The sequence below is a fragment of the Flavisphingopyxis soli genome, assembly GCF_007995095.1.
GTDB lineage: Bacteria > Pseudomonadota > Alphaproteobacteria > Sphingomonadales > Sphingomonadaceae > Flavisphingopyxis > Flavisphingopyxis soli.
In genome coordinates this window covers 116,625-141,905 of the sequence record NZ_VOPY01000002.1, presented here as the reverse complement: position 1 = coordinate 141,905, position 25,281 = coordinate 116,625, and the positions used below count along the sequence as shown (strand labels likewise).

Here is a 25,281-nt window from a genome sequence, read left to right as displayed (position 1 = left end):
TGAAGACACTGAGCCGATGGGTCTGTCGAACGTAGATAAGCAAGGGGCGTGCCAAATCATGAATTCGCGAGCAAAAGCCGCACTTCCGGCGCGTCTGGAAGGCGAGGCCCCTTATGAACGGCAAGAATTTGCCGGGCGGCAAGATTTTGCCGCTGCTCCCGCCGTCGGCGCATGATGGCCATGGAAATCAGCCAATATTTCGATCCTGCGGCGCTTGCGCTGGTCGGCCTGGGCTGCCTCTTGATCGCGGCGATCCAGAACGGCGCAGGCGGGCTGGCGATCGGTTTTGCCAGCTTGCCGCGCCTGTTTCGTCGCCGCGGCGAGGGTGAGCAGGCCCGGCTCGCGACGCTGATCGTCGAAGATATCGTCAAGCGACGCGGCATCGGCTGCGCCGATCGCGGACCCCCGAGCTGCACCTTCACGCACGATGTCGGCGAGCTGATGTCGAACACCAAGGGATATGACGCGCTCGCCCGCGCGGTTGCACGGTTGCTCGACGCCCATGAGGCGAGGCGCGCACGCGCGATCCAGGTCTGGAACGACATCGCCGATGCCGCCCCTGCATTGGGGATGCTCGGCACCGTCGTCGGCCTCGTCCAGATTTTCGCGCGCATGGAAAGCGTTGCCGGAGTCGGCGCGGCGATGGCGCTGTGCCTGCTCACCAGTCTCTACGGCCTCGTCTTCGCGCACCTGATCGCCGGGCCGATCGCGCGGCGGCTCGCGCTGTTCGGCGCCCAGGACGCCGCATGGCAAAGCGACATCGGTGACCGCCTGCTCGAGGTGGCGCGCGACGAATATCGCGAAAGACCCGCCGATAACTCGACCAGCAATCCCGCCAGCAATCCCGATGACTCGGTCGTCTATGTGATGCCGCACGCGCACAGGGCGCACGCGCGATGAGCGCATCTCGCTCGATGTTCGGCTTTGTCGACCTGACACTGATCCTGCTCGGGTCGGTCGCGTTGATCGGCCAGCTCGATCAGCGCGAGGCCCGGGCCTCGGTGGCGATCAAGCCCAACGACCCCGAGGAATACCGCGAAGTCGTCTCGGTCGCGCTCGCCGAAATCTTCCCGCCCAACGAAGCGCGCGTCTCGACGCGCGGCAAGGTCTGGCTCAACGGTCTCGCCGAGCGGGCCAAAGAACGGCGCCTTGCGGTTGGCGTCGCGATCGACGCGCCGGGGCCAGGTGGACGAATGAACGGCTGGGAGCAGGCGGCCGCACGGACTGCGGCGATCATCTATGCGCTCGAAGCATCGGGCTACCCCGAGGACAAGATCGAGCCACAGCTGCCGCATGTGCGTGTCGGCGCCCCCGATATCGCGATTTCGATCGGAGAATGACGAGCTGGCACGACCTTTGCTTAGAATTGGACAGAACCATATCTGAATGAGGGTAGAAACCATGATCCGTTCCAGCATTTCCGGCAGTATTGCCGTGATCGCGCTGCTTGCTACCGGGCCCGCCTTCGCCGCCTCGTTCCAGGACCTGGCCGAACTCGACGTCGCAGTCGCAGCGAGCATGGGCGCCGAAATCGGCCAGCCCGGCGGTGCACGCGCGCCGATCGATCGCCGCCTCAAGTTAAAGCCATGTCCGACCGCCGCGACCGTATCGGGACCCGTCATGGGTGCCGCAGTCGTGCGCTGCGAAGCCGTCGGCTGGGCCATTCGCGTTCCGCTGCTGCTCGGCGCAAGCCAGCCAGGTTCTGGCGGGAACAATCAGACTGCCGCCGCCGACACTCCCGCGGTCACACGCGGCCAGGCCGTACGCCTGACCGTCGAGGGCGCGGGCTTTACCCTGTCGCGCACGATGATTGCCGACGCCACCGCCAAGGTCGGCGACATGGTCTCGGTGCGAGAGAACCGCTCGGCCAAGCCGATCCTGGCGAAAGTCACGGGCATCGGCGAAGTCACGGTGCCGGGCTTTTGACGACGGTCGGCAGCGCTTTAATGGCGTGCGAACAAAAAGATTTAAGATCGGTCGCGCCCTGCCGTTACCGGTAGCGACAAGATAAAAGAGGTAATCATGAAAATCGAGCGACCCAACAGCTATAGCCCGGCCTCCACCGCAGCTATTCGCAGCGGCAGCACCGGCGCCGTATCGGCCATCAGCCGAGTCCGCGCGAGCCATGACGAAACCGCGATCCGCCAGTCGGATGCGTCGGTCCTCGCAGGCGAAGGCGCGCCGATCGACCAAGCGAAGGTCGACAATATCCGCGCCGCCATCGCCGACGGGAGCTACCTCATCGATCCGCAGCAGCTGGCGCAGAAGATGATAGCCCTCGACCTCTTCGGCGAAGTCTGACGTGATGCGACTTGATCAGATCCATGCCGTCCAGGAACGTCTGATTTCGGCGCTCGACGACGGCGATGCCCAGGAAATCATGAGCGCGACGACCGCGCTCGCAGCGCTGCTTGAGGAGCTGCGCGACACGCCGGCGCTCTACGCCAGCCAGGAAAAGCGCGAAGCGCTCGAGCGGGTCGACAAATTGTCGCAAGCCGCCGCCTATCGCCTGCGCATCCTCACCGACAACACGCGTCGCAGGCTTGCCTTGCTCGGCTGCGAAAGCGAACAGCTCAGCTATGGCCCGCGCGTCGCGGTCGGCTGAACCAGCTCCCCAACTGCTCAAACTGGCACGAGTCTTGCTAATCTCCTGATGAAACCAGGAGACGGCACATGCCATCGCAACTCAATCCCTCCGCGAGCGGAGGCGTCGACCGAATTACCCGCGCCATCGCGCAGTCCGCCCAGCGGACGGGGATCGATTTCGATTATCTGATGGGTCAGGCACGCATTGAAAGCGGCCTCAACCCCAACGCCAAGGCGCCGACCAGCTCGGCGACCGGCCTTTACCAGTTCGTCAGCCAGAGCTGGCTCGCAGTTGTCGACCAGCATGGCGCCAACCACGGCATGGACTGGGCCGCAGGCGCGATCCAGCGCGATTCGCGCGGCCGCTACCAGGTTGCCGACCCCGAGATGCGCCGCGCGATCCTCGATCTGCGTCGCAATCCCGAGGCCGCCGCCGCGATGGCGGGCGAATTCGCCGCCGACAATCGCGACTATCTCGAACAGCGTCTCGATCGCCAGATGGCGCCGGTCGATCTCTACCTCGCCCATTTCCTAGGCGCCGGCGGCGCGCACAAGTTCCTCGCCGCTCACGCCGCCGACCCCGATGCGCCTGCCGCGCCGCTATTTGCCAAGGCGGCGCAGGCCAACCGCTCGATCTTCTATGCCCCCGGTGGCCGCGCACGCAGCTTCGACGAGATCCGCGATCGCTTCGCCGCCAAGCTTGGCGACGGCGCCGCATTGCCGTCGGGCGGCAAGGATCGGCCGGGCGGCAAGGACATGCCGTTCGTCCAGCCTGCCGATTACCTGCGGCTTGCCGCGCAGCGCAGCACGCCTGCCAACACCGACCTCAACAAGAACAACAACGCGCGGCTTGCCTACATGCTGCTCGCGTCGATGGGAGCCTGACCCTTATTATGACCACCCCCGCCGTCAAAGCGCCCAGCGCCATGTTCGATGTCCGTTCAGCGCTGTTGCCGCTCGCCACCCTGTTGCTCGTGGTGTTCCTCGTGCTGCCCGTCCCGGCGTTCATCCTCGATATCGGTTTCATCACCAATATCATGATCTCGCTCGCGGTGCTGATGGTCGCGTTGAACGCGTCCAAGCCGCTCGATTTTTCGAGCTTCCCGACGGTGTTGCTGTTCGCGACATTGTTGCGCCTCGGCCTCAACGTCGCCTCGACGCGCGTCGTGCTGGTCCAGGGCCATGAAGGCGGCGACGCGGCCGGCCACGTCATCGAAGCGTTCGGCAGCATGCTGATCGGCGGCGACTATGTCGTCGGCCTGTTCGTCTTTGCCATCCTGATGATCATCAACATGGTCGTCATCACCAAGGGCGCGGGGCGCGTGTCCGAAGTTTCGGCGCGCTTCACGCTCGACGCACTTCCCGGCAAGCAGATGGCGATCGACGCCGATCTCGGCGCCGGGCTGATCACCCCCGAAGAAGCCAAGCAGCGCCGCGTCGACGTCGCCACCGAAGCCGATTTCTACGGTTCGATGGACGGCGCCAGCAAGTTCGTCAAAGGCGACGCGATCGCCGGCGTTCTCATCCTCGTGATCAACATCTTCGGCGGTATCGTCCTCGGCGTCACCAGCCACGGCCTGTCAATCGGCGAAGCGGCATCGACCTATACGATGCTCGCCATCGGTGACGCGCTCGTCGCCCAGGTCCCTGCCCTGTTGCTCTCGATCGCCGCCGCGGCAATCGTCACCCGGGTCGCCTCGCCATTCGATCTGCCCGGCCAGATCGCATCGCAGTTCGGATCGGCCAAGGCCTGGATGCCCGTCGCGGTGATCCTCGCCATCCTCGGCGTGCTTCCGGGCATGCCGCACTTCATCATCCTGCCCGCCGCCGGCGTGGCGAGCTATTTCGCCTGGCGCTTCTCGCGCCCCGTCGCCGAAGTCGACGAGAGCGCCAACGAACCGCCAGTCAATCCCAGCGTCATCAACTGGCGCGACGTGTCCGACGAGGCCGTGCTCGGTGTCGAGGTCGGCTATGCGCTCACCCCGCTCGTCGACGAACGACGCGATGCGCCGCTGATGAAGCGCGTTACCGGCATTCGCAAACAGCTGTCGAAAGACCTCGGCTTTGTCATCCCGCTGGTCCGCATCAAGGACGACCTGGCGCTCGACCCCAATGCCTATCGCATCACGATCGGCGGTACGGTGATCGCCGAGGGGATCATCTGGCCCGAAGACATGCTTGCGATCGACAGTGGCGACATCGACGAACAGATTCCCGGTCGCGCCTGCAAGGATCCAACCTTTGGCATGGATGCGATCTGGATATCGCCCGACAAGCGGCCCGAAGCGATCGTATCGGGCTATACCGTGGTCGATGCCTCGACCGTACTGGCGACGCACCTCAACCACATGATCCGCCTCAATGCCGCGCAGCTGTTCGGCATGGACGAGACCAAGATGCTGCTCGATGCGCTCAAGGACCGTGCGCCCGAGCTGGTCGACGGCCTCACTCCCAAGCCGTTGTCGCTGTTCGCGGTCTCGGCAATCTGCCGCGCGCTGCTAATCGAAGGCGTGCCGCTGCGAGACTTCCGCCGACTTTGTTCGGCGATGGTCGAAGCCACCGGCGACGGCACCGGCGATATCCCGACGATTGTCGAACGCGTCCGCCAGCGGATCGGGTCGATCATCATCCAGGCGCTCGTCCCGGTCAGCATGCCGCTTCCCGTCGTCACGCTCGACCCCGAACTCGAAAGTCTGATCGGCCAGTCGATCAAGGTCGCGGGCGATGCAAGCTTCCCGATCGAGCCCGGCCTCGGCCAGCGCATCCTGACCGCGATTGAGGAATCGAGCCAGCGGCTGATGCTGCGCCAGCAGAACTTCGCGCTCGTCACCTCGCCAGCGGCTCGCAAGGCACTGTCCGACCTGCTGCGACCACGCTTCCCCGATACTCCGGTGCTGTCGTTCCGCGAACTGCCCGACGACAAGCCGGTCGAGGTCATCGCGACCGTAGGCGGCAAGGATACGCCGCCACCGGTGGCGCAGGCCCAGCACAACTTCACCCAGCTATGAAAGGAGCGCGGTCATGAACTTCCAAACCAGCCACGCCCTCACCTATGATCGCGTCCCGGCACGTCAGCGTCCGCAGCAGCTGATCGAGGATCATATCCCGCTGGTCCGCAAGATCGCCTGGCACGTCGCCGGCCGGTCGCCCGCGACGATCGAGGTCGAGGACTTGATCCAGATCGGCATGGTCGCCCTCATCGAGGCCGCGCGCCGCTACGAGGACCAGGGGCACCAGTTTTCGACCTATGCCGGCACGCGCATCCGCGGGGCGATGATCGACCAGCTGCGCGCGCACAGCAACATGTGCCGGTCGGCGCTCGATTTTCGCAAACAGCTGCGCAAGGCGCAGGACACGCTGATGAAACGTATCGGCCGCAACCCCACGCAGGCCGAACTCGCCGAAGAACTGGGCATGGAACAGGGCGACTTCCTCCACCGGCTCGACCAGGCCGCCGACGTCCAGATGGAATCGATGGACGAGGTTTATTCGGAACACAGCATCTGGTTCGCATCCGAAGTCGAAGGCGCCGACGTCGCGCTCGAACGGGAACAGCTCGCCGAGCTGGTTCAGGCCGGGATCGGCACGCTGAGCGAGCGCGAGCAGCTGGTACTGCAACTGTTCTTCGTCGAGGAGCTCAACCTCGAGGAGATCGGCGCGGTGCTGGGCGTGTCATCGGCACGCGTCTGCCAGATCAAGAAGGGCGCGCTCGATTCCATGCGCAAGAAGCTCGGCGGTCAGCACCACTAAACGCGGCCCGGCCGCTACGCCTGCTTTTCCCTGTCCATCAACGCAAAAACGCCCGCCGGAATTTTCCGGACGGGCGCTTCTGGTCGTTGGCACGATGGACACCGCCCATCGCGCCGGGGGGATTAACGCAGCAGGCTGAGAACGCCCTGCTGGCTCTGGTTGGCCTGCGCCAGCATCGCGGTCGATGCCTGGTTGAGGATCTGGAACTTCGCGAGCTGCGTCGATTCGGCCGAGAAGTCGGCGTCCTGGATGCGCGAACGTGATTCCGAGATGTTCGTGACGCGGTCGGTCAGGCTGCTGACGGTCGCCTGCAGACGGTTCTGCGAGGCACCGAGGTTGGCCTGCGCCGTCGTCACCGTGTTGAGCGCGGCATCGAGCGAAGACAGCGCGAGATCGGCGCCTGCCTTGGTGCTGATGTCGATTGCCGACACTGCAGTCGTCCCGTCGGTCAGTGCACTGGCCTGAACGTTAGCAAGCGTGATCGTCACGCTCTCGCCAGCCTTCGAACCGGTCTGGATCGCGACCGAAGCATTGGTGCCGTTGAGCAGCTTGACGCCGTTGAAATCGGTCCGGCCCGAAATATCGCCGATCTGACCGATCAGCTGCGTGACTTCGGCCTGCAGGTTGGTGCGATCACCAGACGAGAGCGTGCCGTTGGCCGACTGGACCGACAGTTCACGCATACGCTGAAGCATGTTGGTGATTTCGTTCATGCCGCCTTCGGCGGTCTGAGCGAGCGAGATGCCGTCATTGGCATTGCGCATCGCCATGTTGAGACCGCGGACTTCCGAGGTCATCCGGGTCGCGATGGCGAGGCCGGCGGCATCGTCGCTGGCCGAGTTGATGCGCTGACCGGTCGACAGGCGTTCGATCGCCTTCGACAGGCCCATTTCGGCGCGTGACGAAGCGGTCGACGCGCGCATGGCGGAGATGTTGGTTCCAATTACAGTCATGGCTAGGTCCTTCTTACTGTTGCGGCAGCTCAACTTTTCAGCCGCCTCGAAGGGATTAACGGCGGTACGATCGTTCGCTTAAGCGATTTGCATGCCACGCTTTAACATGTGTTAACCGATCCGCGTGTGCGCCGGACCGAACGCAAAAACGCCCGCCGGAGATATCCGGACGGGCGCTTCTGGTCGTTGGCACGATGGACACCGCCCATCGCGCCAGGGGGATTAACGCAGCAGGCTGAGAACGCCCTGCTGGCTCTGGTTGGCCTGCGCCAGCATCGCGGTCGATGCCTGGTTGAGGATCTGGAACTTCGCGAGCTGCGTCGATTCGGCCGAGAAGTCGGCGTCCTGGATGCGCGAACGCGATTCCGAGATGTTCGTGACGCGGTCGGTCAGGCTGCTGACGGTTGCCTGCAGACGGTTCTGCGAAGCACCGAGGTTGGCCTGGGCCGTCGTCACCGTGTTGAGTGCGGCGTCGAGAATGCCCAGGGCGGCCTGAGCGCCGACACCATAAGAGATGTTGATGTTGGAGACCTTGGCATCAACGTCGGTCGTAGTATCGGCAGCCTTGAAGGTCTCCTGGGTGACGCCGTCAACCTTGAACTGCTTCAGATCGGCAGCCGCAACGCTCGTCAGGGAAACGCTAACGCTCTCGCCAGCTTTCGAACCGGTCTGGATTGCGACCGAAGCATTGCTGCCGTTGAGCAGCTTGACGCCGTTGAAATCAGTCCGGCTCGAGATGTCGCCGATCTGACCGATCAGCTGCGTAACTTCGGCCTGCAGGTTGGTGCGATCGCCATCCGACAACGTGCCGTTGGCCGACTGAACAGCCAGTTCACGCATACGCTGAAGCATGTTGGTGACTTCGTTCATACCACCTTCTGCGGTCTGAGCGAGCGAGATGCCGTCATTGGCATTGCGCATCGCCATATTGAGGCCGCGGACTTCCGAAGTCATCCGGGTCGCGATGGCAAGGCCGGCAGCATCGTCGCTGGCCGAGTTGATGCGCTGACCGGTCGACAGGCGTTCGATCGCTTTCGATAGGCCCATTTCCGCGCGTGACGAAGCGGTCGACGCGCGCATGGCGGAAACATTGGTTCCAATTACAGTCATGAGTAGGTCCTTCTTACTGTTGCGGCGGCTCAGTATTCTAGCAGCCTCGAACCCGCTAACGGTTGCAACGGGAAACACTTAAGAACGAAATCGCAACTATTTCTGTAGCTTACAAAGGTCGCAGGACGCAAAAGGGCGCCCGTCGGACGAGGTCCGACGGGCGCCAGTCATACCCGGGAGAACGAAGCTGGTCCGTCCTGGTCCGGGGATCAGCGCAGCAGGCTGAGAACGCCCTGCTGGCTCTGATTGGCCTGGGCTAGCATCGCGGTCGATGCCTGGTTGAGGATCTGGAACTTCGCCAGCTGGCTCGATTCCGCCGAGAAATCGGCGTCCTGGATACGTGAACGTGATTCAGACAGGTTGGTCACGCGATCAGTAAGGCTGCTGATCGACGCCTGCAGACGGTTCTGCGATGCACCGAGGTTGGCCTGGGCCGTGGTCACCGTGTTGAGCGCAGAGTCGAGCGAAGACAAAGCGAGATCGGCGCCTGCCTTGGTGCTGATGTCGATCGCCGACACTGCAGTCGTACCGTCGGTCAGTGCACTGGCCTGAACGTTAGCAAGCGTGATCGTAACCTGGTCACCGGCCTGTGAACCGGTCTGGATCGAGATCGAGGCGTTGCTGCCGTCGAGCAGCTTGACGCCGTTGAAATCGGTCCGGCCCGAAATATCGCCGATCTGTCCGATCAGCTGCGTGACTTCGGCCTGAAGGTTGGTGCGATCGCCAGACGAGAGCGTGCCGTTGGCCGACTGGACCGACAGTTCACGCAGACGCTGGAGCATGTTGGTGATCTCGTTAAGGCCGCCCTCGGCGGTCTGAGCGAGCGAGATGCCGTCGTTGGCATTGCGGACGGCCATGTTGAGGCCGCGGACTTCCGAAGTCATGCGGGTCGAGATGGCAAGGCCCGCAGCGTCGTCGCTGGCAGAATTGATACGGCGGCCCGTCGACAGGCGCTCGATAGCTTTTGAAAGTCCCATTTCTGCGCGGTTGGAAGCAGCCGACGAGCGCATCGCGGAGATGTTGGTTCCGATAACAGTCATGTTGAATTCCTTTAGCAGTGATCCCAGTCCGGCTTGTTTGTTCGCCGGTACAGCCACAGTGACGGCAGGTCGGCGGATTGGTTAAATCAAAAAAACCATCTCGGCCCGGCGAGCGGCGCGATGGCTCCTTTATAGGGGAGCGCCAATTTCTTGACGCTCCCCCGTTGGTAAGTTGACGCTTCTCCCCCAGCCGACGATGTACCGACACCCGCACCCCGCAAAACGCGCCACTCCAGAAATTGGCACGGTCCTTGCTTATTCGTAGCTGAGGACATCGGTGGATCGACCACCACGTCATCGGGGGATACGGGAATGAAGATCACCAAGAGCGCAATCAGCGACGACGCCGCAGCCATGCTGCCGACCCTGGCGGCGTATCTCAATGCTATCTTGATCGAGACCACGCGGCTCGACGGCGACGAAGGTTCGCCGCGGACGCGCCCCGTACGTATTCTTACCGAACGCGAAATGGCTCAGGCCTGTCACCGCGACATCATCGTCGATTTCCGCGACGGACCGCCGAGCCTGACGCAGGCTACCAAGGGTCAGCCGCTCCACATCGCCTTCGGCCCCGCCGACATGAAACTGGGCCACGCGTTGATCGGCGAAGCCGTTCGTGGTGCCGGCCCCGCGATCGGCGAACCCGCCAGCGCCAAACTGATGCGGTATGCCGCCAAGATCGCCGCCAGCGAAGCCGCCGTCCTGATCCAGGGCGATACCGGCGTTGGCAAGGAAGGCATGGCGCGCTTCGTTCACAACCAGAGCTCACGTGCCGAAGGCCCGTTCATTGCGGTCAATTGCGCCGCGCTTCCCGCGACGATGATCGAAGCCATGCTGTTCGGTCACAAGCGTGGTGCCTTCACCGGCGCCAGCGGCGAGAGCGAAGGCCTGTTCCGCGCTGCCGACGGCGGCACGCTGTTCCTCGACGAGATCACCGAGCTGCCGCTCGAGCTGCAGGCCAAGCTCCTGCGCGCGCTGCAGGAAGGCGAAGTTCTTCCGGTCGGCGAGACCAACGCGATCAAGGTCGACATTCGCATCGTCGCCGCCGCCAACCGCAACTTCACCGCCGAGGTTGCTGCCGGACGTTTCCGCGAGGACCTCTACTGGCGTCTCAACGTCATGCCGATCGAGATCGCGCCGCTGCACGAACGTCGCCAGGACGTCTGCGCGATCGCTGCGACGATGCTGCTTGCCTTGCAGGCCGACCAGGACACTTTCGCCTGGATCGAAGCCGATGCGCTGCAGGCGCTCATGGCGCACGACTTTCCCGGCAATGTCCGCGAGCTGTGCAACATGCTCCAGCGCGCGCTGGTCCTGCATGATGGCGAAGCAATCACCGTTGCCGATTTCGATCTGCGCAGCGCGCCTGTCGCACCAGCTGCGGCGCCGATCGCACCAGCCGCGAAGACCGTCGCTGCCCCGCGTCCCGATCCGATCGGCAACGCCAGCCGCGTCCTGTCGGGTCGCGACCTGCAGACCCGCGCGCGGATGGCCGAGTTCGAGGCGATCCACAGCACTCTCGAAGAAACCGACGGCAATCGCCGCCGGGCCGCCGAATTGCTCGGCATTTCCGAACGCACGCTCCGTTACCGGCTCGCCGACATGCGCGACCTGGCCGAAGCGGCCTGAAGGAGGACTGAAACATGCAACCGATGGCCAACAGTCTGCTCGCGGCGCGCAATGCGATCCTGCAGCAAAACAAGGTTTTCCAGAACGTCGTCGACGCTCCGAAGGGCGGCAGCGCCCCGATCGGCGGCGATACCGCCAGCACCGAGATGCCGTTCGCGACGACGATGCGCGACGCTCTCCAGCAGGTGAACGAAAGCCAGACCGTGGCGGCAAATGCGGCCTCGGCCTACGACGCCGGTGAAACCACCGACATCGCCGCGGTCATGCTCGCCAAACAAAGGGCTTCGGTTGGATTTGAGGCCACGTTGCAAGTCCGCAACAAGCTGCTCTCGGCTTACGAGAACATCATGAACATGCCGGTGTAATATGAACCAGATGACCATTTCCCAGCCGGGTGATGCCGGCAACACGGCGACCAACCTCACCCCGCAACGGCTGAAACCGATCGGTGGCGGTGCCAATATGGCAGCCGGCCTGATCGATCGCGCGCGCGAATTCATCGCCCAGCCCGCGGTTGCCAAGTCGCTTCCGCTGCTTGGCTTCATTGCCGTAGTCGCCATGGCTGCGCTCGCCTGGATGGCGTTGCAGTCGCCGCCACAGCGCGACCTGTTCCGCGGCCTGCCTGAAAATGACAAGGCCGCCGTCGCCTCCGCGCTCGGCACCTCGAACATCGCCTACCAGATCGACGATGTAACCGGCGCCCTTACCGTCAACGAAGACGATTACCACGCCGCCAAGATGATGCTCGCCGCCGAAGGCCTGCCCAAAAGCGCCCCCGACGGCGACAGCATGATTTCCAACATGCCGATGGGTGCCAGCCGTGCGGTCGAGACCGAAAAACTCCGCGGGGCCCGCGAAGCCGACCTGGCACGCTCGATCGAGGCGCTCGACAGCGTCATTTCGGCGCGCGTCCACCTTGCCGTCGATCCGCCCAGCGTGTTCATCCGCGAACGTAACGAGCCCGCCGCCTCGGTTATCCTGAACCTCGGCTCGGGCTCCACCCTGGGCAGCGAGCAGGTCCAGGCCATCACTCACCTCGTCGCCAGCTCGGTTTCGGGTCTCAACGCCGAGCGCGTTTCGGTGGTCGACCAGAACGGTCACTTGCTGTCGCAAAGCGCTGGCGCAGGTCCGATGGGCGAAGCCGGCCAGCAGCTGCTTGTCCGCGAACAGATCGAGGACCGTTATCGGCGTTCGCTGACTGCGCTTCTGACCCCGATCCTTGGCGCTAACAATTTTGCCGCCGAAGTCTCGGCCGACCTGGATTTCTCGCAGCGCCAGGCGACCAGCGAAACCTACCCCAAGGACGAAGCCATGATCCGCAGCGAACAGCGCAGCTGGACGTCCGAAGGCGACGGCGCTGGCGGTTCGGTCGGCGGAATTCCCGGCGCGGTATCCGACCAGCCCCCCGCCAATGCGACGGTCCAGGACCAGATGGGCGATCCAGCGACCTCGGCCACCGACATGAAAACCCGGCAGGAACAGGTCAACCGCAGCTTCGAGCTCGGCCGTTCGGTATCGGTCGTCCGTGAAGCAACCGGCGACGTCAGCCGCCTCTCGGTCGCCGTGGCAGTTGCCAATGCGCCCGGCGGGAAACCGCGCAGCGCCGCCGAAATCGCTTCGATCGAAAAGCTCGTCAAAGGCGCCATCGGCTTCAACGAGGCGCGCGGCGACCAGGTCGCAGTATCATCGCGCTCGTTCCAGCCGATCGTCGAAACCTCGGAAGCCTGGTACGAAGCAAGCTGGCTCGCGATGCTGATCCGCAACCTGTCGGCGACGCTCGTCGCGCTGGCGATCATCTTCTTCATCGGTCGTCCGCTGCTCAAGCGGCGCAAGGAAATGAAGGCGATCACCGGGAGCTCTGGCACGCCGTCCTATGGGAGCCAGCGCGCGCCCGAAGCGAACAGCCTGCCCGTAACGCTCGACATGATCACCGCCGCGCACAGCTATCAGGAACGCGCGCTGCTGATCCAGAATTTCGTAAAACAGAATCCGGAGCACGCGACGCTGGTCGTTCGCGATCTCCTGCAATCGGCGAAGAGCCCTAAGGAGGCCGTCAATGGCTGAGGTCCTGGAACAAGAAGACACCGCCGTCGAAGCGGTCACAACGCCGGTCGTCGAGACCCCTGCCCCGCCGGTCATTGACGACCAGCAGGCCGCGGCGATCCTTCTCCTGCTCTTCTCCGAAGAGGAAGCCGCCGGCATCCTGTCGCGCCTCGAGCCCGACGAAGTCCAGCAGCTGAGCAGCGTGATGTATTCGGTCGCCAATGTCGGCGCCGACGAGATCAATCGCGTACTCGACCGGTTCGTCGATCGCGCCCGCCACCGGACGACGGTCGGCTATCGCGCCGATGTCCAGATCCAGGCGATGCTGACCACCGCACTGGGTGAACAGCGCGCCGAGGCGATGATCAGCCGCACGGCTCCCAAGAAAGCCGCGCCAAGCCTCGATGCCCTCAAGTGGATGGCACCAAAGGAAATTGTCGCGATGATCGAGGAGGAACATCCTCAGATCGTGGCGTTGGTATTGTCCTTCCTGTCGCCCGACAATGCTGCCGCGGTGCTCAAGCTGCTGCCGGCGGAGAACCAGGAAGACATCATCTACCGCCTCGCCACGCTCGGCCAGGTCAGCCCCGATGCGATCGAAACGATCGAACAATTGCTGTCGGCGCATCATTCCCCCAAGGGATCGGCCCCGGTCGATACCGGCGGCGGAACCGCATCCGATGTCGCGGCGATCATGAACCTGGTCGGCAAGCGCAACAGCAACCGCATGATCAAGGCGCTGGCCAAGCGCGACAAGACGCTGGCGGGCGAGATTCAGGACCAGATGTTCACCTTTGCCGACCTCATCACGATCGACGCCAAGGATCTCGGCACCGTCATGCGCAGCGTCGACAACGAACTGCTCATTCCCGCCCTCAAGGGTGCCGACGCGAAGCTCAAGGCGAAAATCCTGGGCGCCATGTCGACCCGCGCGGCGCAGACGCTCGAAGACGAGATGGGCGAACGCGGACCGATGCCGATGAGCGAAGTGGTCGAAGCGCAGAAGGCGGTCGTCGCCCAGGCCCGCAAGCTGGCCGATGCCGGCGATATCACGATCGGGGGCCAGAGCGATGATTACGTCTGAATCCTTTGCTGCCCACAAGATGGGCAATGCCGCCGCGATTTTCCGTCCCGTCTGGCAAGCGACGCCCAGCCCATTCAGCACGTCGGGCGGTCGCGACGACCAGGGCGACCGGTCGATCGATCGCGACGAGGATGCGGCAACGCTGTTCCGCCAGCAGCTCGACGACACCTATCGCAAGGGATATGAAGACGGCCAGGTCGCAATGGCCGAACTGAATGCCGAGTTGATCGCGGCCTCGGACCGCCTTGCGGAATCGGTCGAAACGCTCAAGCCCCAGCCCAGCGATGCCCTGTGCGAGACGCTGCTCCGCACGATCCGCACGCTGCTGCAGAACACCGCGGGTTTCGCCGCCCCCGATGCCGATACGCTGAAACAGCATTGTGCATCGCTCGCGGCGCTTGCCGAAAAGGACTGTTCGAACGCGGTCCTCCATATCCATCCGCAGGACCGGATGCTGCTCGGCGACGCCACTTATGGCCTCACGCTCGAAGACGATCTCACGCTGACACGCGGCACGCTGTCGCTGGCACATGCCGACGGCTGGATCGAACAGGGCACCGACCCCGTCCTCAACGAACTGGAATCGATGATCGAAGCGATCAAGGCGGCACGATGATCGCCGCCCAGGAACGCGCTGTTGCCGGGCTCGCCGAGAGGATCGGCGCGATCGGCTGCGGCCCGCGCCGGATCGGTCGGCTCGTCGCGCACGATGCCGGCATGATGGAAGTCACCGGCTTCGACTATCCGATCGGCTTTGGCGGTACGATCCGCACTGCCGACGGCCGCTCGATGAAGGCCGAGATCGCCGGTTTCCGCGGTTCGCGCGCACTGATGATCCCGCTCGACAGCGATGGCGCGGTGCGCAACGGCGCGCGCGTCGAACCCGATATGCAATCGAGCCAGGCGCAGGTCGGCGACGGCCTGCTCGGCCGCGTCATCGGCCCGATGGGCGAACCGCTCGACGGCGGCGGCCCGATTATCTCCGACGCTTACTGGCCGCTGGCGGGCAAGCGTTCGAACGTGCTCAACCGTGGCCGCGTGACCCAGCCGATCGACCTCGGCGTGCGCGCGATCAACGGCCTGCTGACCGCTGGATACGGCCAGCGAATCGCGATCGCGGCAGGTTCGGGCGTCGGCAAGTCGGTCCTCATCGGACAGATCATCGCCAATGCCGATGTCGACATCGCGGTCATCGGCCTGATCGGCGAACGCGGCCGCGAGGTCAGCGATTTCGTCGAAACCAAGCTTGCCGGCCCGATGAAGGGTCGCACCGTGACCGTCGCGGTCCCGGCCGACTATTCCCCCGTCCTGCGGCTCCGCGCCGCCGCGCGCGCGACCGCCATCGCCGAATATTTCCGCAGCCTGGGTAAGCGCGTCCTGTTGATCATCGACAGCCTGACCCGCATCGCCCACGCGCAGCGCGAAATCGGCCTGTCGCTCGGCGAGCCGCCGACGATGAAGGGCTATCCGCCGTCATCGCTCGCGCTGATTCCGCGCCTGATCGAACGCGCCGGCAACGACCGCGCCAGCGGCGGATCGATAACCGCCATCTATACCGTGCTCGCCGATGGCGGCGACATGGAGGATCCCGTCGTCGATACCGCACGCGCGATCGTCGATGGCCATATCATCCTGTCGCGCCTGCTGTCCGAACAGGGCGTGTTTCCAGCGATCGACGTCGGCAAATCGCTCAGCCGCGTGGCGACCGACATCATTCCCGACGCACATCGCGCGGCCCAGGCCAATTTCCGCCGACTCTGGTCGGCCTATGAGGAAAACCGCGACCTCCTCTTGATGGGGGCCTATCGCGAGGGCAGCGACCCGATCATCGACGAAGCCGTCGAACGGCGCGAAGAGCTGCTCGACTATATCCGTCAGGATGCCGACACATCGGTGTCGCTCGATGACAGCGTCGCGACGCTCGAAATGGGCTTCACCACATGAAGAAGCTGCTCGCCAGTCGTCGTCGCATCCTCGGTATGCGCGACACCCAGCTGCGCATCGCGACGGGCGACAGCGCGCTCGCCCGTGGTGCCGAAGACACGCTCCATCAGCGCCGCCGGCAATTGAAATCGATCGCCGCCCACATGCACGAAGCGGGCAATGCGTGTCGCGAAGGCCGCGCGCTCCACGCCCAGCTCGAGCTGGTCGATCGCCTGCGCCACGCAGATGACGGCATGGCGCAGACGATCGACGAGGCACGGCAAAGAACTGCCGAAATGGAGCGGCAACGCGTTGCCGCCTTCCAGAAACGCGAGATTGCCGACCGGCTTGCCGGTCGCGCCGCCGCCAATGTCGAACTCGAGATCGATCGCAAGATCGCCAACCAACCGCGCGCAATGCCGCGCAGATCGATGGAATCGCGCCCATGATGAACCTTTCAACCAGCTTCGGTAAAGGCGGCACGGCTAACGCCAACCCAACTGGCACGCTTTCTGCAAGGTCGGAAACGATGACCGGTAACACCCTTCCTTTCCGCCGCCAGCTCGAGGCCAAGACGGCGCCGCACCTGGCGCCCACGACCGCTTCGTCGCTTCCGGGACACGCGAAATTTGCGGTCGCTTCGCCGGTCGGCGAAGACACCAATCCGCTCGCGGTCGAAACCGGCGCAGCGGACAAGGCCGATGCGGCCAAGTCCGATGACAAGCGCGATACCGATGCCAATCCCAATGTGATGGCGCCGATGATCGTGCTTCCCGGTGTCGCCACCCCGCAAGTCCTTGCCGCAGTCCCCGCCACCGGCGCTGCGCTTACGCAGACCACCGGCGCCGCAGGCGATAGCCTGCAAAGCGGATCGCATGGCGCAGCTCGCACCGCGCCCGGCGTCGTCGCGCGCGGAACGATTGACCTGCCCGCACCCGCCTCGGACGTGGCAAAAGCCGCTACCGCTGCTGCAGCGTCGGCAAATTCAACTCCCGCTACGCCCGCTGGTCCCGCGACTGTGGCCAGCACCGCCGCCCCTGTTACCCCCGCTCCTACGCCGTCGGCGATCCAATCGTCGGCGGCGGCCCGGAGCGAGCAGGCAACGTCGGCCCAATTGCAAAACGACCAGGCAGCGCGGACCGCGGTCACTCAAACCCTCCCGACGGCCGCATCGGCAGTCGGCGCCGCACAGTTCATCCAGGCCGGCGGCATTGCTGGCCGGGCCGGCGCGACACCAACGCGTGAGGCGCAGGGCTCCAAGGCCAGCGCCGCCAAGATCGGCGACTCAGAGACGTCGGCGACCAGTCGTGCACCCGCAACGAACCTCGCGGCGGCACTGCAGCGGTCGATCGGCGACAAGCCCGCCCCGGCGCATTCAAACGCCCCTGTCGCAGCGGCCCCCGCGCCAGTGCTCGCTGCCGACACGTCGGCCCAGCCGGTTCAGAATTTCACCCAGGTCGTCGCGCAGCAGACCGCTCCCGCGCAGGCCGGCACCCCGACACCTCAAAACCTTCCGACCGCCGCAACGGTGCCGTTCGACCACAATTTCGGACAGCGCATCGGTGGCGCGATCAGCGCCGCGATGTCGGCAATGTCGATCAAGAACGGCGCGATCCTCTTGCAGATTACCCCCGAAGGGTTCGGCAAGCTCGAGATCGCGCTCGATCACAAGATGGAACGCCTGCAGATCACGACCGAAAACGAAGCCGTGCGCGGCGCGATCGCGCAGGCGCATGGCCGCATCGAACACGAACTGCGCCAGGCCGGACAGCGGATCACGACGATCGATGTCGCGACGCGCGACGCAGCCGCCCGCCATGATGGCAGCGGATCCGAACAGCGTAGCGGCCAGAGCGCCGGTCACAGCACCGGGCACGACGGTCGCGGCAGCAATGCCCAGCAATCGGCCAGCACCCGCCACGACCAGCGCGGTTTTTCGGCCAATCACGGTATCCCGGCGCGCCCAGAGAGCGGGCTGTCAAACCCGGCTTCCAACGTATTTTACGCCTGATTTTCCGGCACACTAAGACCCATTCGGAGTTCAAACATGTCGACTGAAAAGCAACCCAAGAAACGCAGCAAAAAGAAAAAGATGCTGCTGTCGGCGATTGCTGTGTTGGTGATCGGCGGCGCCTGTGGCGGCGGCGGTTACGTCTATGCCCACTCGATCAGCGGCCCGCCCGCCGAAGAAAAACCCGATCTGCCCAAGCTTGTCCTCAAGGACGGCGACGAGGTCGAGGCGCCAGCCAACGGCAAGCTGACCCACACCGAAAAGTACAAGGTGACCTATCACCCGATCGACAAGACCTTCACCACCAACCTGCGTGGCGACAGCGGCTTTGCCCAGGTCGATTTGGCGGTTTCGACCTTCTATGACGAGACCGTCATCGAGGCGCTGACCGATCACGACATCGCGATTCGCAATGCGATCGTCCTCGAACTTGCCAATACCGACGGGCTCGAGCTCGAAACCGTCGCCGGGAAAGAGGCGCTTGCCGTCCGACTGCGCGACCGGATCAACGCGACGCTCAAGGAAAAAACGGGCTTTGGCGGCATCGCCGAAGTCTATTTCACCAAGCTGGTGCTGCAGTAAGACCATGGCGACCCAGGCTCCCATATCACCAGCTCCGGCCGCCGACGCGCTGCAGGGTGCGGCGCACAGCTTTCCGCGGCGCGACAGCAGCGAAGCCGACGTCATGCCGATCGCACGGCGGACCGCCAAGCTGCTCGCCGGCGGCCTGCGCACTGCGCTCCAGCCACTCGCCAGCGAACGCCTGACGGTCACGCCCGAACAGGCGATCATCGACACGCACGACAGCTGGCTAGCGGCGCAGGGCCAATCGATGGGCCTCGCCTTCTACCAGCTGCCGCCAATGAAGGGCCGGCTTGCGCTGCGCCTTGGCCACGACCTCATCGCCGCGCTTGTCGACGCCTTTTTCGGTGGTTCGATCTCCCGCGCGAAAACGCAGAAGACCGAATATTCCCCCGCCGACCTGCGCCTGATGCATCGCATTGCCGACTCGCTGGCGATGCCGATCGGTGCCGCGTGGGGCGAGTTCGGATCGTTCCGCTGCCTCGCCGCCGGCCTGACCGACGATCCCGAGGAAGCCAAGATCGCCAAGGGCGACGCGGCGCTGATGATCCAGCCGTTCACGCTGACCTTTGCCGGCACGACCAGCTTCACCATCGACATCGTTTACCCGATCGCGATGATCCAGTCGGCGCGCGAAGAATGGAGCCCCAGCCAGGGCCCCGAAGCGGTTACCGCCGACCCGGCATGGCGGCTCGAAATGGGTGGCGCGATGGCCGAGGTCTTCGTCCCCGTCCGCTCGATCCTGGCGCGTCCGACGATGACGCTGCCCGAGCTCGCCAACCTCAAGCCCGGCGACATCATTCCCATTCCGCCGGCCCAGAACATCCCGCTGATCATCGGCGATCGCACCTTCGCACGCGGCAGTCTCGGCGAGCAAAACGGCCTCGCCGCCTTCCGCATCGACCATATCGAGAAAGGATAAGTTATGAACGACATGACCGAAGCCCCCACGCTTCCCCCGCAGGGCGGCAACGAAACGGCAAATTCTTGCCGCGACACCGCGGCAGCTTTTGCCGACGAGAGCGCCAACCATTATCGCTTCCTTGCCGATATCCCCGTCCGGCTTTCGGTCGAGGTCGGCAACGTTTCGCTAAAACTTAGTGAAATCATGGCCTTGAACGAAGGCTCGGTGGTTGAACTCGGCCGCCAGGCGAGCGACCTGCTCGACATCAACGTAAATGGCACGCTGGTTGCAAGGGGGGAAGTTGTAACGGTCGACGGTCGTTTCGGCATCCGCGTTGCGGAAGTTGTCACGAAGAACGTCGGCAGTGCGAAGGTCGAAAGGCGTGCTTAGTGACGTATTACATACTCAAGCTGGTGATCATGCTGCCGCTCATGGCAGGCATGATCGTGGGAGCGTTATGGCTCTATCGTAAATACCAGCCGGGCCTCGCTCCCGGCGTGAAGCAGCGCGACATGCGCCTCGTCGAAACGCTTTCGATGGGCACGTCGGGCCGGCTCGCGGTCATCGAATTCGGAAGCCAGCGGATCTTGCTATCGGCAACACGCGGCAAGATCGAACAGATCGCCACCCGCGAGATGACGCAAGCCGAACGCGAAGCGCACACCGCGCCGGTGCCCGTGACAGACGACACGCCCGACGCCGGGCTCGGCGAACCCGCCAATCCCTTCCGCACGATCATGAACAAGGCGCTCGCACTTCGCGCCGCCGCCCGCCCGGGCCAGGAATAAGCCGATGCGCGCGTCGCTTCGCCTCCCCGCCCCCGCCACACTTCTCCGCCTCGGCCTCGCCGGCCTGCTGCTGGCCGTCCCTGCCCAGCTGTCGGCGCAGACGCCGGGCGCTTCCGAAGCGCTGACCCGCGCACTTGGCGACGTATCGGGCAACGGTGCGCCGTTGACGCTGTCGCTCCAGATTCTCGTGATGATGGGTCTGCTGACGATCCTGCCGTCGCTGATCCTGATGATGACCAGCTTCACCCGCATCATCATCGTCCTGTCGATCCTGCGCCAGGCGCTCGGCCTTCAGCAGACCCCGCCCAACCAGGTCCTGATCGGCCTGTCGCTGTTCCTTTCGCTGTTCGTGATGGCGCCGTCGATCGAGCAGATCAACGCCCGCGCGATCCAGCCCTATGGCGCCGACCAGGTGACGCTCGAACAGGCGGTCGCGACCTCGGGCGACATCTTCCACAGCTTCATGGTCAAACAGACGCGTCAGACCGATCTCAAGCTGTTCATGGACATCGCCAAGAAGCCGAGCTTCGAAAGCGCCGAAGCGATCCCGTTTTCGATCCTGCTGCCAGCCTTCGTGACGAGCGAGCTCAAAACCGCATTCCAGATCGGCTTCATGATCTTCCTGCCCTTCCTGATCATCGATCTGGTCGTGGCATCGACGCTGATGGCGCTCGGCATGATGATGCTGTCGCCGACAATCATCTCGATGCCTTTCAAGCTGCTCCTATTCGTCCTGGTCGATGGCTGGGCCCTGACGATGGGCTCGCTCGCCGGTTCGTTCGTAACCTGAGGCCCGGACCATGGAACAGACCGACTTCTTCATTGGCATCGCGCAGCAGACCCTGTGGATCACCGCGCTCGCCGCCGCCCCGCTCCTCGTCCCCGCGCTCGTCGTCGGCATCCTGCTCGGCATGGTCCAGGCGGCGACGTCGATCAACGAGGCGACGCTGAGCTTCGTGCCGAAACTGATCGTCGTGGGCCTGATGCTCGCGCTGTTCGGCGGCTCGATTCTCTACCTGATCGCCGACTTCACGATCGACATGTTCAACCGGATTCCGGAGCTTCTCGTATGATCGCCCCGGCTTTCGCAGGCGCCGAAGACCAACTGTGGCAATGGGCGATGGCGATGATTCGGCCCGGGGCCGCGCTGATCGCTGCGCCGATTTTCGGTGCCGCACAGGTGCCGCTGCAGGTCCGCATCATCCTGGCGATGATGATCGGGATTGCCGCGACCGGCGCGGGCGGCGCGATCATGCCCGCCGACACGCTGGTCAGCTTTACCGGGTTCATCTTCATCGCCGGTGAGATCGTCGTCGGCATCTCGATCGGTTTTGCGCTGCAGATCGGCTATTCGGCGGCGTTCGTTGCCGGCGAGACGCTGAGCAACGCGATGGGACTCGGCTTCGCGTCGCTCAACGATCCGCAGTCGGGCGCGTCGACCCCGGTCATCGGCCAGTTCCTGTCGATTGTCGCAACGCTGTTGCTGCTCGCGATGGACGGCCACCTGATGCTCATCTCGATCATCGTCGACAGCTATCACACCCTCCCGCCGGGCCACGCCTTTCCCGGCTTTGCCGCGATCCGCGACCTGGTCGATTTCGGCGCCTCGCTGTTTGCCATGGGATTGCTGATCGCGATGCCCGTCGGCGCCGCGCTGATTCTGATCCAGCTCGTCATGGCGATGCTTGCCCGTTCGGCCCCAGCGATGAACCTGTTCGCGGTCGGCCTGCCCGTCGCCTTGCTCTCGGGCCTCGTCCTGCTGGCGATGGCCGCACCGGTCATGGCCAATGCGGTAATGCACGCGATGTCCGATGGTCTCGAACAGTCGCAAATCGTCGTGAGGGGCTGACGCTATGGCCGATTCACCATCCGGCGGCGGCGAGAAAACCGAAGATCCAACCCAAAAACGGTTGAAGGACAGCGCCAAGAAGGGCGACGTCCTCCAGTCGAAGGAGCTTGGCGTCGCGCTCGTCATGATCGGCGGCGCGACGATGTTCGCACTGTTCGGCACCCATCTCGTCGATGCCACTTCGGCGGTGGTCCGATCGGGCCTCAGTTTCGCGCCCGCCGACATCGAAGATTTCAACATGGGCGAACGCACGTTGCGGCTGGTCGCTCCGTTGGCGATCCCGTTCGGCGCCCTGTTCGCGCTGTTGATGCTGACAACGATCGCGACTCCGGCAATGCTCGGTTCGCTCGGCTTCCGCTGGTCGGCGCTCGAGCCAAAGGCATCAAAGATGAACCCGGCTTCGGGCCTGAAGCGCATGTTCGGCATGCATGCGCTGATCGAACTGTCGAAGGCGCTCGCCAAGGTCAGCCTGATGGGCGTGGTCGGAACCGTGCTGATCTATTCGTCGATCAAGGACATGGTCCAGCTCGGTCTCGGCGATATCCGCAACAGCATCGACGCCTTTGGCGGCATGTTCGTCTTCACGCTGATCGCGATGGCGGGCTGCCTCGTCGTCATCGCGCTGATCGACGTCCCCGCGCAGATGTTCCAGCGCAGCAAGAAGCTGAGCATGACCAAGCAGGAGGTCAAGGACGAGCACAAGGAAAGCGAAGGCTCACCCGAGGTCAAACAGGCGATCCGCCAGCGGCAGCAGGAAATGATGAGCGGATCGGCGCGCAAGGCGATCGAGGATGCGACCGTGCTGCTCGTCAACCCGACGCATTTCGCAGTCGCGCTGCGCTACGACCAGACGCGCGACGCCGCGCCGATCGTGCTGGCGCGCGGACGCGGCGAACTGGCGCTGATCATGCGCAGCCTGGCCGACGAGAACAAGGTGCCGATCCTGCATTATCCCGAGCTGACGCGTGCGATCTATTACACGTCGAAACCCAATCACATCGTCGACGAGCGGCTCTACATGGCGGTCGCCTCGCTGCTCGCCTTCATTTTCCGTCTGGATGCCGAGATGGCCGACAAGCACGACCGCCCCGACATCATCGTTCCCGACGACCTGCGCTTCGATGCCGACGGTCGTCCCGAAAGCTAAATCTTTTCCGCCGCCTGCCGTTAAAGCTTCCAGAAAGGGGCACACATGCTCTCCAGTATTTCCAACCTGATCAGCGGCCAGTCCGGAATCAACTCGGGTCAGCTCGTGGCCGACCTCGTCGCTGCGACGCGCCAGCCGCGCGAGGCGACGATCCAGCAGAAGCAGCAGCTCAACAGCGCGCGCATCTCTGCACTCGCTTCGGCATCATCGTCGCTCAACACCTTTGCCGACGCGCTCAGCGGGATCCTCGACGGGCGGCGCTTTGCCGGCGACCTGGTATCGAGCAACGGCGGCGTCGCCACCGCGAGCTTTATCGACGGCCAAAAGCCCCAGGGGCTACCAGTCTCGCTCGAGGTGAAGCAACTCGCCGCCGAACAGCGGATCATTTCGCGCAATTTCACCGGACCTGACGCGGCGGTCGGAACCGGCACGCTGACGCTGACGACCAGCACCGGCGCATTCGACATCATCATCGATGCAACCAACGATAGCCTTGCCGGGCTGCGCGATGCGATCAACACCGCCGATGCTGGCGTCACTGCCAAGATCGTCAGCGACAACCGCGGCACGCGGCTCGTCGTATCGGGCAAGCAAGGCGCGAACGAGAGTTTCTCGATCGCCGCCCCGGGTCCCGATCCGATCACCGGCGCGCCGAGCCCGCTCACCGATTTTGCCTATGCATCTGGCAGCACGACCGGAATGGCGAAAGTTTCCGACGCCGCCGACAGCATTGTCATGATGGACGGCATCGAGCTGGTCAATTCGAGCAACGTCATCGAAAATGCGATCGTGGGCGTCCGCCTCAACCTGTTGTCAGCGGCCCCGGGCGCTGCGATCACGATTTCGGGCGACAAGCCCGTGGCGACGACGCGCGACCTGGTGAGCGAATTCATCGACGCGTACAACACGCTCAAGCGCGGCCTCAACACCGCGACCGCACCGGGAACCGACAGCGCCTCGGGCGGTCCGCTCGCCGGCAACCGCGCGATCCGCGACATGACAACGCGGCTTGGCCGGATGAGCTCGGCGATCCTGTCGACCGACGGGCCGTTTCGCACGCTTGCCGATATCGGCGTGCGCACCGCGCGCGACGGCACGCTCGAGCTCGATAGTCCGACCTTCGATCGCGCAATGGCGGCGGATCCGACCGCGGTCGCCCAGATGCTCGACCCGGTTACGCCCGACGCCAACCATCCGGGCCTCGCCGGCACGCTCGATGCGGTTCGCACCGCCTTGCAGGATGCCAACAGCCCGTTGACGCTCGCCAAGGCGCGCTTTGCCCAGGTCAACAAGCAACTTGACGACCTTCGGACCAAACTCGACGACGACATCAATCGCTATCAGGCGAACCTGCAACAGACATTCTCGAACATGGACCGCCAGCTCGCGATCCTGCGCCAGACGCAACAATATGTCGACCAGCAGGCCTCGATCTGGAACGGCAGCAATAAGAACTAGAATCGATAAGGAATTCGACGATGTATTATGCGGGCAATCGCAGCGTGGCGCAGAGCTATGGCGCCCTTGATGCAACCAGCAGGGTTGCGGCCGCTTCGCCGCACGAGCTGGTCGCGATCCTGTTCGAACAGCTGTTGCTGCGCATCGACCGCGCCGCGCGGTGCATCGATCGCGGCGACATCGCGGCGATGCTGCAATCGCGCGCCAAGGCGTCGGACATCCTCAATGCGCTCGAAGAAAGCCTCGATTTCGAACGCGGCGGCGATATCTCTACCGCGCTCGCGATCGTCTATCGCGAAGCGTCGAACTGTCTCAACGACGCACGCGGCGAAGAGGCAGCCGCAAAATTGCAGGCCGCCCGCGATATCATTTCAGAAGTGGCGGATGCCTGGACCGAGATCGGCAAGCGCTAGGACCCGAAAGG

29 protein-coding genes are annotated in these 25,281 nt (G+C 64.2%); 26 read left to right on the top strand and 3 right to left on the bottom strand.

Annotation, left to right across the window (positions count from 1 at the left end):
* The first annotated feature begins 180 nt into the window (after window positions 1-180).
* From FSZ31_RS07280 to FSZ31_RS07245, 8 genes are all read left to right on the top strand, one after another.
* Window positions 181-900 carry a MotA/TolQ/ExbB proton channel family protein gene (locus FSZ31_RS07280; RefSeq protein ID WP_161595982.1) on the top strand — a complete coding sequence of 240 codons (720 nt, stop codon included), beginning with the start codon at window positions 181-183 and terminating at the stop codon, window positions 898-900.
* Window positions 897-1,340 carry a hypothetical protein gene (locus tag FSZ31_RS07275; RefSeq protein WP_147122725.1) on the top strand — a complete coding sequence of 148 codons (444 nt, stop codon included), beginning with the start codon at window positions 897-899 and terminating at the stop codon, window positions 1,338-1,340. The genes FSZ31_RS07280 and FSZ31_RS07275 overlap by 4 nt, the downstream gene beginning before the upstream one ends.
* A 61-nt stretch (window positions 1,341-1,401) precedes the next feature.
* Window positions 1,402-1,926, top strand: a complete 525-nt coding sequence (locus tag FSZ31_RS07270) for a flagella basal body P-ring formation protein FlgA (protein WP_147122724.1) — start codon at window positions 1,402-1,404, stop codon at window positions 1,924-1,926.
* Between the two features lie 96 nt (window positions 1,927-2,022).
* Window positions 2,023-2,301 (top strand): flagellar biosynthesis anti-sigma factor FlgM, encoded by a 279-nt coding sequence (gene flgM / locus FSZ31_RS07265; RefSeq protein WP_147122723.1) that lies wholly within the window; start codon window positions 2,023-2,025, stop codon window positions 2,299-2,301.
* Window positions 2,302-2,305: 4 nt separating this feature from the next.
* Window positions 2,306-2,605, top strand: a complete 300-nt coding sequence (locus FSZ31_RS07260; RefSeq protein WP_147122722.1) for a hypothetical protein — start codon at window positions 2,306-2,308, stop codon at window positions 2,603-2,605.
* 68 nt (window positions 2,606-2,673) lie between these two features.
* Entirely contained in the window at window positions 2,674-3,471 is a 798-nt protein-coding gene (locus tag FSZ31_RS07255; protein ID WP_147122721.1) for a transglycosylase SLT domain-containing protein, read from the top strand.
* Between the two features lie 8 nt (window positions 3,472-3,479).
* On the top strand, window positions 3,480-5,594 hold the full coding sequence (flhA, locus tag FSZ31_RS07250; RefSeq protein WP_147122720.1) for a flagellar biosynthesis protein FlhA: 2,115 nt from the start codon (window positions 3,480-3,482) through the stop codon (window positions 5,592-5,594).
* A gap of 13 nt (window positions 5,595-5,607) precedes the next feature.
* Window positions 5,608-6,336 (top strand): sigma-70 family RNA polymerase sigma factor, encoded by a 729-nt coding sequence (locus tag FSZ31_RS07245; protein ID WP_147122719.1) that lies wholly within the window; start codon window positions 5,608-5,610, stop codon window positions 6,334-6,336.
* Window positions 6,337-6,458: 122 nt separating this feature from the next.
* Here FSZ31_RS07245 and FSZ31_RS07240 read toward each other — a convergent pair whose 3' ends face one another.
* The 3 genes from FSZ31_RS07240 to FSZ31_RS07230 all read right to left on the bottom strand — a co-directional run bounded on the left by FSZ31_RS07240 (window position 6,459) and on the right by FSZ31_RS07230 (window position 9,439).
* Entirely contained in the window at window positions 6,459-7,289 is an 831-nt protein-coding gene (locus FSZ31_RS07240) for a flagellin N-terminal helical domain-containing protein (protein WP_147122718.1), read from the bottom strand.
* A gap of 222 nt (window positions 7,290-7,511) precedes the next feature.
* The gene (locus FSZ31_RS07235) at window positions 7,512-8,399 is read right to left on the bottom strand and encodes a flagellin N-terminal helical domain-containing protein (protein WP_147122717.1); all 888 of its coding nucleotides are present in this window, start codon (window positions 8,397-8,399) and stop codon (window positions 7,512-7,514) included.
* A 209-nt stretch (window positions 8,400-8,608) separates the two neighbouring features.
* Entirely contained in the window at window positions 8,609-9,439 is an 831-nt protein-coding gene (locus FSZ31_RS07230) for a flagellin N-terminal helical domain-containing protein (protein ID WP_147122716.1), read from the bottom strand.
* A 318-nt stretch (window positions 9,440-9,757) separates the two neighbouring features.
* Here FSZ31_RS07230 and FSZ31_RS07225 point away from each other — a divergent pair, with 318 nt between their 5' ends.
* From FSZ31_RS07225 to fliS, 18 genes are all read left to right on the top strand, one after another.
* Complete coding sequence (locus tag FSZ31_RS07225; RefSeq protein WP_408021653.1) at window positions 9,758-11,068, top strand: sigma 54-interacting transcriptional regulator; 1,311 nt, start codon at window positions 9,758-9,760, stop codon at window positions 11,066-11,068.
* 14 nt (window positions 11,069-11,082) lie between these two features.
* A complete protein-coding gene (fliE, locus tag FSZ31_RS07220) occupies window positions 11,083-11,433 on the top strand; it encodes a flagellar hook-basal body complex protein FliE (protein WP_147122715.1) in 351 nt (116 codons plus the stop codon).
* 1 nt (window position 11,434) lies between these two features.
* On the top strand, window positions 11,435-13,132 hold the full coding sequence (gene fliF / locus FSZ31_RS07215; RefSeq protein ID WP_236643716.1) for a flagellar basal-body MS-ring/collar protein FliF: 1,698 nt from the start codon (window positions 11,435-11,437) through the stop codon (window positions 13,130-13,132).
* Window positions 13,125-14,195: a flagellar motor switch protein FliG gene (gene fliG / locus FSZ31_RS07210; RefSeq protein ID WP_147122714.1), complete on the top strand. Its 1,071-nt coding sequence runs from the start codon at window positions 13,125-13,127 to the stop codon at window positions 14,193-14,195. The genes fliF and fliG overlap by 8 nt, the downstream gene beginning before the upstream one ends.
* The gene (locus tag FSZ31_RS07205) at window positions 14,182-14,811 is read left to right on the top strand and encodes a hypothetical protein (protein ID WP_147122713.1); all 630 of its coding nucleotides are present in this window, start codon (window positions 14,182-14,184) and stop codon (window positions 14,809-14,811) included. The genes fliG and FSZ31_RS07205 overlap by 14 nt, the downstream gene beginning before the upstream one ends.
* On the top strand, window positions 14,808-16,139 hold the full coding sequence (locus FSZ31_RS07200; RefSeq protein WP_147122712.1) for a FliI/YscN family ATPase: 1,332 nt from the start codon (window positions 14,808-14,810) through the stop codon (window positions 16,137-16,139). The genes FSZ31_RS07205 and FSZ31_RS07200 overlap by 4 nt, the downstream gene beginning before the upstream one ends.
* The gene (locus FSZ31_RS07195) at window positions 16,136-16,567 is read left to right on the top strand and encodes a hypothetical protein (RefSeq protein ID WP_147122711.1); all 432 of its coding nucleotides are present in this window, start codon (window positions 16,136-16,138) and stop codon (window positions 16,565-16,567) included. The genes FSZ31_RS07200 and FSZ31_RS07195 overlap by 4 nt, the downstream gene beginning before the upstream one ends.
* Window positions 16,568-16,647: 80 nt before the next feature.
* Window positions 16,648-18,129: a flagellar hook-length control protein FliK gene (locus tag FSZ31_RS07190; RefSeq protein WP_161595981.1), complete on the top strand. Its 1,482-nt coding sequence runs from the start codon at window positions 16,648-16,650 to the stop codon at window positions 18,127-18,129.
* A 36-nt stretch (window positions 18,130-18,165) separates the two neighbouring features.
* Window positions 18,166-18,711: a flagellar basal body-associated FliL family protein gene (locus FSZ31_RS07185; protein WP_147122709.1), complete on the top strand. Its 546-nt coding sequence runs from the start codon at window positions 18,166-18,168 to the stop codon at window positions 18,709-18,711.
* A 4-nt stretch (window positions 18,712-18,715) separates the two neighbouring features.
* Window positions 18,716-19,633, top strand: a complete 918-nt coding sequence (locus FSZ31_RS07180; RefSeq protein WP_147122708.1) for a FliM/FliN family flagellar motor switch protein — start codon at window positions 18,716-18,718, stop codon at window positions 19,631-19,633.
* A gap of 3 nt (window positions 19,634-19,636) precedes the next feature.
* Complete coding sequence (fliN, locus tag FSZ31_RS07175; protein ID WP_147122707.1) at window positions 19,637-20,005, top strand: flagellar motor switch protein FliN; 369 nt, start codon at window positions 19,637-19,639, stop codon at window positions 20,003-20,005.
* Window positions 20,005-20,403 carry a FliO/MopB family protein gene (locus tag FSZ31_RS07170; protein WP_147122706.1) on the top strand — a complete coding sequence of 133 codons (399 nt, stop codon included), beginning with the start codon at window positions 20,005-20,007 and terminating at the stop codon, window positions 20,401-20,403. The genes fliN and FSZ31_RS07170 overlap by 1 nt, the downstream gene beginning before the upstream one ends.
* 4 nt (window positions 20,404-20,407) lie before the next feature.
* Window positions 20,408-21,193 (top strand): flagellar type III secretion system pore protein FliP, encoded by a 786-nt coding sequence (gene fliP / locus FSZ31_RS07165; protein WP_147122705.1) that lies wholly within the window; start codon window positions 20,408-20,410, stop codon window positions 21,191-21,193.
* 10 nt (window positions 21,194-21,203) lie between these two features.
* Window positions 21,204-21,476 carry a flagellar biosynthetic protein FliQ gene (locus tag FSZ31_RS07160; protein WP_147122704.1) on the top strand — a complete coding sequence of 91 codons (273 nt, stop codon included), beginning with the start codon at window positions 21,204-21,206 and terminating at the stop codon, window positions 21,474-21,476.
* A complete protein-coding gene (gene fliR, locus FSZ31_RS07155; RefSeq protein ID WP_147122703.1) occupies window positions 21,473-22,252 on the top strand; it encodes a flagellar biosynthetic protein FliR in 780 nt (259 codons plus the stop codon). Before FSZ31_RS07160 ends, fliR begins: the two co-directional genes overlap by 4 nt.
* Window positions 22,253-22,256: 4 nt before the next feature.
* A complete protein-coding gene (locus FSZ31_RS07150; protein ID WP_147122702.1) occupies window positions 22,257-23,399 on the top strand; it encodes an EscU/YscU/HrcU family type III secretion system export apparatus switch protein in 1,143 nt (380 codons plus the stop codon).
* A 45-nt stretch (window positions 23,400-23,444) separates the two neighbouring features.
* Window positions 23,445-24,857 carry a flagellar filament capping protein FliD gene (gene fliD, locus FSZ31_RS07145; RefSeq protein ID WP_147122701.1) on the top strand — a complete coding sequence of 471 codons (1,413 nt, stop codon included), beginning with the start codon at window positions 23,445-23,447 and terminating at the stop codon, window positions 24,855-24,857.
* A 20-nt stretch (window positions 24,858-24,877) separates the two neighbouring features.
* Window positions 24,878-25,270: a flagellar export chaperone FliS gene (gene fliS / locus FSZ31_RS07140; protein ID WP_147122700.1), complete on the top strand. Its 393-nt coding sequence runs from the start codon at window positions 24,878-24,880 to the stop codon at window positions 25,268-25,270.
* The last annotated feature ends 11 nt before the right edge of the window (window positions 25,271-25,281 follow it).

Coding starts and splice junctions, on each gene's coding strand:
- fliF (WP_236643716.1), top strand. CDS start 11,435: ATGAACCAGATGACCATTTCCCAGCCGGGTGATGCCGGCAACACGGCG.
- FSZ31_RS07235 (WP_147122717.1), bottom strand. CDS start 8,399: ATGACTGTAATTGGAACCAATGTTTCCGCCATGCGCGCGTCGACCGCT.
- fliS (WP_147122700.1), top strand. CDS start 24,878: ATGTATTATGCGGGCAATCGCAGCGTGGCGCAGAGCTATGGCGCCCTT.
- FSZ31_RS07190 (WP_161595981.1), top strand. CDS start 16,648: ATGACCGGTAACACCCTTCCTTTCCGCCGCCAGCTCGAGGCCAAGACG.
- FSZ31_RS07255 (WP_147122721.1), top strand. CDS start 2,674: ATGCCATCGCAACTCAATCCCTCCGCGAGCGGAGGCGTCGACCGAATT.
- fliD (WP_147122701.1), top strand. CDS start 23,445: ATGCTCTCCAGTATTTCCAACCTGATCAGCGGCCAGTCCGGAATCAAC.
- fliG (WP_147122714.1), top strand. CDS start 13,125: ATGGCTGAGGTCCTGGAACAAGAAGACACCGCCGTCGAAGCGGTCACA.
- FSZ31_RS07160 (WP_147122704.1), top strand. CDS start 21,204: ATGGAACAGACCGACTTCTTCATTGGCATCGCGCAGCAGACCCTGTGG.
- FSZ31_RS07245 (WP_147122719.1), top strand. CDS start 5,608: ATGAACTTCCAAACCAGCCACGCCCTCACCTATGATCGCGTCCCGGCA.
- FSZ31_RS07200 (WP_147122712.1), top strand. CDS start 14,808: ATGATCGCCGCCCAGGAACGCGCTGTTGCCGGGCTCGCCGAGAGGATC.
- fliN (WP_147122707.1), top strand. CDS start 19,637: ATGAACGACATGACCGAAGCCCCCACGCTTCCCCCGCAGGGCGGCAAC.
- FSZ31_RS07230 (WP_147122716.1), bottom strand. CDS start 9,439: ATGACTGTTATCGGAACCAACATCTCCGCGATGCGCTCGTCGGCTGCT.
- FSZ31_RS07180 (WP_147122708.1), top strand. CDS start 18,716: ATGGCGACCCAGGCTCCCATATCACCAGCTCCGGCCGCCGACGCGCTG.
- FSZ31_RS07280 (WP_161595982.1), top strand. CDS start 181: ATGGAAATCAGCCAATATTTCGATCCTGCGGCGCTTGCGCTGGTCGGC.
- FSZ31_RS07270 (WP_147122724.1), top strand. CDS start 1,402: ATGATCCGTTCCAGCATTTCCGGCAGTATTGCCGTGATCGCGCTGCTT.
- FSZ31_RS07185 (WP_147122709.1), top strand. CDS start 18,166: ATGTCGACTGAAAAGCAACCCAAGAAACGCAGCAAAAAGAAAAAGATG.
- fliE (WP_147122715.1), top strand. CDS start 11,083: ATGCAACCGATGGCCAACAGTCTGCTCGCGGCGCGCAATGCGATCCTG.
- fliR (WP_147122703.1), top strand. CDS start 21,473: ATGATCGCCCCGGCTTTCGCAGGCGCCGAAGACCAACTGTGGCAATGG.
- FSZ31_RS07275 (WP_147122725.1), top strand. CDS start 897: ATGAGCGCATCTCGCTCGATGTTCGGCTTTGTCGACCTGACACTGATC.
- FSZ31_RS07205 (WP_147122713.1), top strand. CDS start 14,182: ATGATTACGTCTGAATCCTTTGCTGCCCACAAGATGGGCAATGCCGCC.
- FSZ31_RS07195 (WP_147122711.1), top strand. CDS start 16,136: ATGAAGAAGCTGCTCGCCAGTCGTCGTCGCATCCTCGGTATGCGCGAC.
- FSZ31_RS07240 (WP_147122718.1), bottom strand. CDS start 7,289: ATGACTGTAATTGGAACCAACATCTCCGCCATGCGCGCGTCGACCGCT.
- flhA (WP_147122720.1), top strand. CDS start 3,480: ATGACCACCCCCGCCGTCAAAGCGCCCAGCGCCATGTTCGATGTCCGT.
- FSZ31_RS07150 (WP_147122702.1), top strand. CDS start 22,257: ATGGCCGATTCACCATCCGGCGGCGGCGAGAAAACCGAAGATCCAACC.
- fliP (WP_147122705.1), top strand. CDS start 20,408: ATGCGCGCGTCGCTTCGCCTCCCCGCCCCCGCCACACTTCTCCGCCTC.
- FSZ31_RS07260 (WP_147122722.1), top strand. CDS start 2,306: ATGCGACTTGATCAGATCCATGCCGTCCAGGAACGTCTGATTTCGGCG.
- flgM (WP_147122723.1), top strand. CDS start 2,023: ATGAAAATCGAGCGACCCAACAGCTATAGCCCGGCCTCCACCGCAGCT.